The sequence below is a fragment of the Actinoplanes awajinensis subsp. mycoplanecinus genome (genome assembly GCF_001509495.1).
Taxonomy (GTDB): domain Bacteria; phylum Actinomycetota; class Actinomycetes; order Mycobacteriales; family Micromonosporaceae; genus Actinoplanes; species Actinoplanes palleronii.
Genome location: NZ_LLZH01000294.1, coordinates 114,067 through 123,592, shown reverse-complemented (window position 1 = coordinate 123,592; position 9,526 = coordinate 114,067). Strand labels below are relative to the sequence as shown.

At 72.0% G+C, this 9,526-nt stretch carries 5 protein-coding genes; 4 read left to right on the top strand and 1 reads right to left on the bottom strand.

Annotated features, from left to right (window positions below):
- Positions 1 to 34 precede the first annotated feature (34 nt).
- Entirely contained in the window at positions 35 to 5,491 is a 5,457-nt protein-coding gene (locus tag ADL15_RS33970; RefSeq protein WP_067699690.1) for an ATP-binding protein, read from the bottom strand.
- Between the two features lie 346 nt (positions 5,492 to 5,837).
- On the opposite strand from ADL15_RS33970, the gene ADL15_RS33965 reads away from it, so the two are divergent.
- Genes ADL15_RS33965 through ADL15_RS33950 form a run of 4 tightly spaced genes read left to right on the top strand, consistent with a single transcriptional unit; the run spans position 5,838 to position 9,517 of the window.
- Entirely contained in the window at positions 5,838 to 8,189 is a 2,352-nt protein-coding gene (locus ADL15_RS33965; protein WP_067699689.1) for a sensor histidine kinase, read from the top strand.
- Positions 8,186 to 8,611, top strand: a complete 426-nt coding sequence (locus tag ADL15_RS33960) for a roadblock/LC7 domain-containing protein (protein WP_067699688.1) — start codon at positions 8,186 to 8,188, stop codon at positions 8,609 to 8,611. Before ADL15_RS33965 ends, ADL15_RS33960 begins: the two co-directional genes overlap by 4 nt.
- Positions 8,608 to 8,940, top strand: a complete 333-nt coding sequence (locus ADL15_RS33955) for a DUF742 domain-containing protein (protein WP_067699686.1) — start codon at positions 8,608 to 8,610, stop codon at positions 8,938 to 8,940. Before ADL15_RS33960 ends, ADL15_RS33955 begins: the two co-directional genes overlap by 4 nt.
- Positions 8,921 to 9,517 carry a GTP-binding protein gene (locus tag ADL15_RS33950; RefSeq protein ID WP_198171136.1) on the top strand — a complete coding sequence of 199 codons (597 nt, stop codon included), beginning with the start codon at positions 8,921 to 8,923 and terminating at the stop codon, positions 9,515 to 9,517. Before ADL15_RS33955 ends, ADL15_RS33950 begins: the two co-directional genes overlap by 20 nt.
- Positions 9,518 to 9,526: the final 9 nt, after the last annotated feature.

Here is a 9,526-nt window from a genome sequence, read left to right as displayed (position 1 = left end):
CGCCCACCGGACGGGATCCCCTGAAAATCACCTGTCAGCCGCGGCGCGCCGTGATCGCCGCGATGATCCGCGGCCGCAGCTCGGCGGCCTTGATCACCGCGTCGACCGAACCGACCTCGACGGCGCGCTGGATGCTGTGCACCTTGTCGAACTCGGTCGCCACCTCACCGAGTTTCTCGGCCCGCACCGACGTGCGCAGCTCGTCCAGTTCGGCGGCGAGCGAGCTGCGGTCCGCGCCGGTCGCCGCGGCCACCCGGGCCTCCAGCTCGCGGACCCGCAGGTCCGCCGCGGTCCGCCGGTTGACGTCACCGGTGAAGACCACGGCCGCGGCCGGCGCCCCGCCGAGCACCGACGCGAACGAGCCCTCCAGGGCCAGCACGGTCATGTTCGGGTTGAGCGCCTTGGAGAAGACCACGAACGCGCCGCCGTGGTAGCGGGAGATCACGCAGAAGACGATCGGGCCGTCGAAGTTGACGATGGCCCGGCCGATCTCGGCGCCGTACTCCAGCTGCAGCTTGCGCATCGACTCCGGGGAGCCGTCGAAGCCGGACAGGTTGGCCAGCACGACCAGCGGGCGGTTGCCGCTGGCCGCGTTGATCGCCCGGGCCGCCTTCTTCGACGAGCGCGGGAACAGCGTGCCCGCGGTGTAGGTGTCCGGGCCGTCGGTGGGCGGGAAGCCCCGGCGCGGCACCGAGCGGGACTCGATGCCGAGCAGGCACACCGGCATGCCGCCCAGGTGGGCGTCCTGCACGACGGCGGTCTCCGCGTCGGCCATCCCGGCCCAGCGCTCCAGGACGGCGTGGTCCTGGTCGGTGAGGGCGCGCATGACCGTACGGATGTCGAAGGGCTTCTTGCGGTCGGGGTTGTGCGTGGCCGAGAAGATCTGCCCGACCGTGCTGAAATCGCTGCCGTCGACGGTGTGCGGGAAGTCGGAGACGTCCCGGTCGATCGGGTCGGCGGTGACCGCGGGCCGCGGGCCGGCCTCACCCGGCACCACGTAAGTGTGCTCGTAGTGCGCCATGAGCACGTCCCGGGCGGCCATCAGGTTCGGCGCCCAGTACTGCGCCTGTCCGTTTCCGCCCATCACCCGGTCGTAGCCGCCGATGCCGAAGTTGTCCTCGGCCGACACGCCGCCGGAGAAGTCCAGCGACTGCTTGCCGGTCAGCACCATCGCCGAGTCCGGCGTCATGATCAGGACACCCTTGGTATGCATGAGCATCGTCGCTTCGGCGTTCCAGTACGGCTGGGCGCCCACGTTGATGCCCGCGACCACGATGTTGATCTCGCCGCCGGCCTGGGTGAACTCGACGATCCGCTTCAGCGCGGCGGCCACCCAGTCCATGTTCTCGGTGCCCGAGGTCATCGAGATCCGGGCGCCGGACGACAGCGCGTACCACTCCAGCGGCACACCCAGCGACGTGGCCAGGTCCAGGGCGGCGATGACCCGGCGGCACTCGGCCTCGGACAGCGCGCCCAGCGACTTGGTCGGGTCGCCGAGCAGCAGCACCCGGCTGATCCCCTCGGGGTGCCGCGCGGTGACCGTGCGGATCACGCCGGCGACCAGGGCCGCGGAGTTCTTGCCCTTCGGCCGGTCGACAGGTGTCAGCACGTGCTGCTCGTCGAGGTCGTACTCGTCGAAGGCGCCCAGGAACTCGGTCAGCTCGTACGGATAAACGGTGTTCCGGCTGCTCGCCCGGAGCACCTTCTGCCGGTAGCCGTCCAGCGGCTCGACCGGCTCCTCGTTCGGCTCACCGATGATCAGCTCGGTGCCGCCGGTCGCACTGAACGTGATCCGCACGTTCACCTTGACCAGCTCGCCGGTGGCCTCGTGGCGCCGCCGCGCGATGAACAGGATCTCCTCGAGCCCGGCGCCGGCCGTGGTCGGCGACACCCGGCGGGCGATCATCTCCATCTCGTTGTACGTCAGGCCCAGCTCAGGCCAGACGTAGATGACGATGCGGTTGGTGTTGAACCGCTTGTCCGAGGAGCGCCGCGACTGCGCCCGCCGGATCCCGTCCAAGCAGGTCGCGATGGTGTCCTCGGTGGTCGGCAGCGCGACCAGCCGGCCGTCCTGCTCGCGCAGCTCGGTGAGGTCCCGGATCTGGGCGAACGCCACGAGCCGGTCGTCGCCCGGGTTCTCCCGCGCCACGCACTGGAAGAGGTAGATCTCCTCGTCCGCGGACGGCAGCCGGGTCAGGTCGAACTTGCGGAGCCGTTCGAGCTGCATCCGCTGCGCGATGTACGGGTGCAGCCCCCGGATCAGCCGCTCCTCCTCCATCCCGGTGGTGGACGGCCGGAACGTGAAGTGGTGGTGCATGACCGCGCCGCTGCGCCCGGCGACCGTCGCGGTGAGGCGGCGGATCTGGCCGGGCATCGGGTGCCGGCCGATCACCTCGTGCAGCGCGGTGGCCATCTCCTCCGGGTCGGCCGGCTGGCCCTCCCAGGCGAGGTAGATGTCGGCGTCGACCGCGCCGTCGTGGGTGGCGAGCGCGGCCAGGCCGGCCAGGGTGCCGGACAGCTTCTCGAAGCTCTCCGCGGCCGAGACCACCAGCGAGCCGTCCCGCTCGGCGACGGTGAACGAGAAGCCCTCGGAGGTGACCGTGTGCACCCCGCTCAGGCCCTTGTTGCCGTAGTAGCGGCGGGTCAGCACCTCGAGCAGGACCGAGTTGTCCAGGTTGTGGCGGACCAGGCGCTGACCGAGCAGCCGGACCAGCGGCTCGGTGCTGCGGACCATCTCGGCGATCCGGTCGGCCCGGTCGGGGGCCTGCGGGAACTCGTCCAGGTGGCGCAGGTGCTTGCGGATCTCCGCGTACACCCGGGCCCGGTTGCGGCGCAGCAGCGGCTGGCCGAACCAGGTGAACACCACGCCGCGGGCCAGGTCGGCGACCGCGGGGAAGCGCACCTGGGTCGCGGCGACCAGCCGTTCCAGGGCGAGGCCGGCCGGCTCGTGCAGGGTCGCGTCCGGCGGCGGCTCCTGCAGCCAGGACCGCAGCAGCGTGGCGATCACCGCGGCGTCGGCGGTGGACCGCTGCTGGGCCAGGAAGATCCGGAACACCGCGGCCTCGAGGTCGGGCGTGCGCTCCAGCTCGGTGACGCCGTAGTGACCCAGTGCCTTGGACAGCTTGGTCTGGAACGAGGCCGGCAGCGCGGCCCGCTCCACGTCCAGGCTCTGCAGGTACGAGTGGAAGAACTCCCGCGCGCTGTGCACGTGGGTGTCGCCGGGCTCCTCGCCGGCCGGCCGGTTGCGGCTCAGCTCGGCCAGGTCGGCGAACAGCTCGATCAGGGCGATCTCCCGGTCCAGCGGCCGGTGCCCCTCCTCGGTGGCGGCGCGGCGGGCGGCCAGGTAGTCGTCGAGCACCCGGCGCTCATCGTGCGGGTCGACGTCGAAACCGAGCAGCAGGCTGCGCAGGTCCTCGTTGCCGCGGGCGGCGCGCTGCCGGGCCGGCAGGGTCGCCGGTGCGGCGGGCAGGTCGACGTCGATCCCGGTGTCGGCGGCGGCCGGTTCGGCCTCGTCGCCGGCGATCGGTTCCAGGCGCAGCAGCGCGGCACCGGCGTCGACCTTGCCACCGACCGCGACCAGCACCTCCTTGACCCGGGCCCGGAACGGCGCGCGCAGCACCGCCTCCATCTTCATGGCCTCGAGGACCAGGACCGGCGCGCCGGCCTCGACCTCGGCGCCGGCCTCGATCGGGGTGGCCACCACCAGCGCGGGCATCGGCGAGCGCAGCACGCCGCCCTCGTCCCGGCTGACCCGGTGGGTGACCCCGTCGACCTCGACCAGGGTGATCGCGCCGTGCGAGCCGGTGAGCAGCTTGTGCCGCGCGCCGTTGACCGTGATCCGGCCGCTGTGCTCGTCGAAGCGTTCCAGCGTCACGTCGGCCAGGCGGACCTCGTCACCGGCCTCGATGCCGACCCGGAAGCGGTGCGCGCCGACCCGGGCGACCCGCACCCGGTACGACGAGCCGCGCAGCTTCAGGTCGAGCGGCGCCCCGCTCTCGTGGCGCACCTGCGGCCGGCCGCCGAACGCCGTGGAGAGCAGGCGCTGCTCCTCGACCCGCTCCTCGTCCTCGTACGCCTCGATGGCGGCCGCGGCCAGGGCGATCCCGGAGTGCCGGTCGGAGACCAGCCGGCCCTCGCCGCGCACCCGGTCGATCCAGCCGGTGTCGGCGCTGCCGTCGATCACCTCGGGCTGGTCCAGCAGGTCCAGCACGAAGCTCTTGTTGGTGGCTCCGCCCTGGATCACGACGGTGGTCTCGGCCATCGCCCGGCGCAGCCGGCCGAGCGCCTCGTCCCGGTCCTTCCCGTACGCGATCACCTTGGCGATCATCGAGTCGAAGTCACCCGGGATGGTGTCGCCCTCGCTGACGCCGGTGTCGACGCGGATGCCCGGGCCGGCCGGGAAGGTGAGCCGGACGATCTTGCCGGGGGAGGGTGCGAAGTCGCGGTCCGGGTCCTCGGCGTTGAGCCGCGCCTCGATGGCGTGCCCGCGCTCGACCGGCCGCTCGCCCTCCAGGCGGTGGCCGGCGGCGACGTGCAGCTGCGCCTTGACCAGGTCGATGCCGGTCACGTACTCGGTGATCGGGTGCTCGACCTGCAGCCGCGTGTTGACCTCGAGGAACGCGAGGAGGTCCTCGCCGGGGTGGTAGAGGAACTCGACGGTCGCCGCACCGCGGTACCCGACCTTGATCGCGAGCCGTTCGGCGGACGCCTTGAGCTCGGCGGCCCGCTCCGGCGACATCACCGGTGAGGCCGACTCCTCGATCACCTTCTGGTTGCGCCGCTGCACCGAGCAGTCCCGCACGCCGATCGCCCAGGCGGTGCCCTGGCCGTCCGCGATCACCTGGACCTCGACGTGCCGGGCGCCGGTGACCAGGCGCTCCAGGAACACGACGCCGGAGCCGAACGCGCGGGCCGCTTCCTGGCTGGTCCGCTCGTAGGCGTCGGTCAGCTCCTCGGCCGAACCGACCTTGCGGATGCCGCGGCCACCGCCACCGGCGGTCGCCTTCAGCATCAGCGGGTAGCCGATCCGCTCGGCCGCGGCGAGCGCGGCCTCCAGGGTCTCGACCGGGCCGCGGCTCCAGGCCGCGACCGGGACACCGACCTCCTCGGCGATCAGCTTCGAGCCGATCTTGTCACCGAGCTGGCGCATGGCGTCCGCGCTGGGCCCGATGAACGTGATCCCGATGCGGTCGCACAGCTCCGCGAACGCCGGGTCCTCGGCGACGAAGCCCCAGCCGACCCAGGCCGCGTCGGCCCCGGTCTCGACCAGCGCGTGCTCCAGCAGTTTCAGGTCCAGATACGGCCGCGACGCGGCCGGCCCCAGGTCGTACGCGATGTCTGCCTCGCGGACGAAGGTGGCGGTCCGGTCGACGTCGGTGAACAGCGCGACGGTCTCGACGGGCACGCCGGTCTCCGCGGCGAGCTCCCGGACGGCATGGATGAGCCGCATCGCGGCCTCACCACGGTTGACGATGGCGATTCGTTTGAACACCCGATCGAGCCCTTACCTCGGCAAAAACATTCGCCAGGAGACTACAGGTGGTAAGGGCGAATCAGCGGCAACCGCCCAGCTCCCGATGCATCTCCGGGTTACCGGCCAGTGCTACTGATCGGTAACTCAGAAGCCCCGGCGACATCAACGTGAATAGATCTCCAACTTCACGCCTCCCCCGTTCGGGGCCGATCGTGCAATTTGCACATCACAGCGTCCGAGCCCAGCGGCCATCTGACATCCGTGTCCCTCGATCAGGGTGTTGACCGGGAGTTGACCGACGCCAATTCTGGGCGACGGCTACGGAACGGCGGCAGCCGACCACCCACGGCAAGGAGAACCCGGTATGTGGCGCAGGACCCGGCGCGACCACACGATTCGCAGCCGTGTCGTACGGATGCTGGCTCTGCCCCTCGCGGCGATGGTGGTGATGCTCTCGGTGATCTACACCGGCGAGATCACCCGGTACCGCAACGCGTCCGCGACCGAACGCCGGATCACCGTGACCCTCGCCCTGCAGAGCCTGGTCCAGGAGCTGCAGAACGAGCGCGGCCTGACCGTCGCGGTGCTCGGCGGCAACACCGGCTTCCGGTCCCGGATCGCACCGGCCCGCCAGCGGGTCGACGCCCAGCGGGCCGAGGCGCGCACCGCGCTGGCGGCCGGCGACGCGTTCGCCGGGGAGACCGCGGAGTCGCTGGCCGCCCTCGACCAGCTCGCCGGCGTGCGCACCAGCGCCGACGCCGGCCGGGCCGAGCGCGACGAGACGTTCGACCTCTACACCGGACTGATCGAGGACCTCACCGGCGACACCCGGCACCTGGAGATCGTCGAGGACCTGGAGCTGCGCCGCGGCGCCGAGTCGCTGGAGATGCTGACCGAGGTCAAGGAGGCGACCGCGCAGGAGTGGGTCTTCCTGGACGGCGTGATCAGCGCCGGCGGCTTCCAGACCGGTGAGTTCTCCGAGCTGCTGAACATCGTCGCGTCCCGGGACCTGTCGCTCGGCGAGTTCGACGAGTTCGCCGACGACGCCGGGCGCGCGGCGATGGCGACGGTGGTGGCCTCCGGCGCCGCCCAGCAGGCCCGCGCCGTGGAACGGGCCGCGCTGAGCGCCGGCGACCGGCAGAGCCTGCTGGCCGACAGCGGATCCTGGTGGACCGCGGTGGCCACCACGCTCGACGACATGACCGCGCTGGGCCAGCGGATCGGCGAGTCCACCCTGGTCCGGGCACAGCACCTGCAGGACCGGGCCACGCTGCGGCTGGAGCTGCTGTCCGCGGTGGTCCTGCTCTGCCTGGCCGGTTCGGCCTACCTGGCGATCGCGGCGAGCCGGTCGCTGGCCGAACCGCTGGCCGGGCTGGCCGGCGAGGCCGACCGGCTGGCCGGCGAACGGCTGCCCGAGGCGGTCCGCCGGGCCGCGGCCGGCGAGGACACCGGGCCGCCCGAGCCGCTGCCGGTGTCCCGCGCGGCGAGCGCCGAGGTGCGCCGGGTGGCCGACGCCTTCGACCGGGTGCGCAGCACCGCGTACGCCCTCGCCACCGAGCAGGCGCAGTTGCGCCGCACGGCCGCCGAGTCGATGGCCGACCTGGGCCGGCGCAACCAGAACCTGCTGCGCCGCCAGCTCGGCTTCATCTCCCGGCTGGAGCGCGAGGAGTCCAACCCGAACGGCCTGGCGAACCTGTTCGAGCTCGACCACCTGGCCACCCGGATGCGCCGCAACGCGGAGAGCCTGCTGGTCCTGGTCGGCGCGGCCAGCCCGCGCCAGTGGCCCGGCCCGCTGCCGCTGACCGACGTGATCCGGGCCGCGGTGTCCGAGGTGGAGGAGTACCGCCGGGTGGTGCTGCGCCGGCTGGACGAGGCGCAGGTGCACGGCGGGATCGCCAGCGGGCTGGCCCACATGCTCGCCGAGCTGATCGAGAACGGACTGACCTTCTCCCCGCCGGACGTCGAGGTCGAGATCCACGGACGGCGGATGGGCGACGGCTACCTGATCGCGGTCTGCGACCAGGGCGTCGGGATGAACGACGAGGACCTGGCCCGGGCCAACCGGCGGCTGTGCGGCGACGGCGACTTCATGACCGGCCCGTCCCGGTTCCTGGGCCACTACGTGGTCGGCCGGCTCGCCGCCGAGATGGACGTCCAGGTGCGGCTCACCCCGTCACCGGTGACCGGGGTGACCGCCCGGATCAGCCTGCCGGCCGGGTTGATGGCCGAGCCCGCCCCGCTCGACCCGGCACCGCCCGCACCGGCCTCGCTCGGCCCGGCCCCCGGACGGCCCGTGCCGGACGCGCGGTTCGAGCAGCCGCGCACCGGCGATCCGATCCGCATCCGGCCGCGGGCGCTCGAGGTCGACTACGTGGTGGTCACCGAACGTCCGCCGGTCCCGGTTCCGGCACTCAACGGGTCCGCGGTACGGCTGGAGGCCGAATTCGGCTCCGGACCGTCCGAGGCCGACCGTACGACGAACGGGTTGCGCAAACGCATCCCCCGGGCTCGCCGACCCGAACCTGGCGCCGCGACCACCTCGCGGGACGGCCGTCTCGAGCAGACCGTGCGGATCGATCGGGGCGGCCGCAACGAGCCGACCGTCGAGGTCGCCGACTCGCCCGACGCGGTGCGGGACCGCCTGACCGCCTTCCGCAAGGGCGTCCAGCGCGGCGCCGACGCACCCTTCGCAGCATCTTCCGAGGAGAACCGATGAGCGTGGAAGCGCCCGCCGACCGGCACCAGTTCAACTGGATGCTGGGCAACTTCGTCCACCAGACCGACGGAGTCCGCGACGCCGTGGCGGTCTCCTCGGACGGGCTGCTGATCGCCGGGTCGGACGGGCTGAGCCGGGCCGAGGCGGACCAGCTCGCCGCGATCGTGTCCAGCATGGCCAGCCTGGCCCGCACCGCGGCGCGCCGGTACGAGTTCGACGGCCTCAAACTCATCATGATCGAGATGCGCCGGGGCTTCCTGATCATCTCGGTGATCCCGGGCGGCAGCTGCCTGGGCGTGATGGCCGGCGGCGACAGCGACCCGGGCCTGGTCGGCTACGAGATCGCCAAGCTCGCCGAGCGGTTCGGTGACCTGCTGACCCCCGCGCTGATCGCCGAGTCCCGGCAGAGCCTGCCGCGATGAACGAACCGGATCCGATCGTCCGCCCCTTCATGATCACCAATGGGCGGACCGAGCCGATGCGCGACGGCCTGCGGATCGAGACCCAGCTGCACGCGTCCCGGGCCGCGCTCTCCGCGCCGCTGCGGTTCGAATCGCGCCGGATCGTCGAGCTGTGCCAGACGCCGAAGTCGATCGCTGACCTGGCGTCGGCGCTGACCGTGCCGCTGGGCGTGGTCCGGGTGATCGTCGGTGACCTGGTCACCGAGGGGTACGTCCTCGTCGAGGACGCGCCTGCCGAATTGTCCTTCGCACTGATCGAAAGGATCCGGGATCGTGTTCGGGCGCTCTGAAACACTCACGGCGCCGGCGCCGGTCGCCGTCAAGATCGTGATCAGCGGCGGGTTCGGGGTCGGCAAGACCACGTTCGTCGGTGCGGTCTCCGAGATCGAACCGCTGGTCACCGAGGCCGAGATGACTGAGAAGTCGATCGGCATCGACGACACGTCCGGGGTCTCCGGCAAGACCACGACCACCGTCGCGCTCGACTTCGGCCGGATCACCCTCGACGACGCGCTGCTGCTCTACCTGTTCGGCACGCCCGGCCAGGACCGGTTCGCGTTCCTCTGGGACGACCTGGTCGACGGGGCGCTCGGCGCGATCGTCCTGGTCGACACGCGGCGGATCGAGGACTGCTTCCCGGCCATCGACTACTTCGAGGACCACGGCATCCCGTTCATCATCGGCGTGAACACGTTCGACGGGGCGCGCCGCTTCGAGCACACCGAGATCCGCGAGGCGCTCGGCCTGGACCTCGAACTGCCCCTGGTGGAGTGCGACGCCCGCCGCCGCGACTCGGTCAAGCTGGTCCTGGTCTCCCTGACCGAACGCGTCCTCACCCAGCGCCTGGAACGCACCACGGTTCACTAGGCGGGCGCG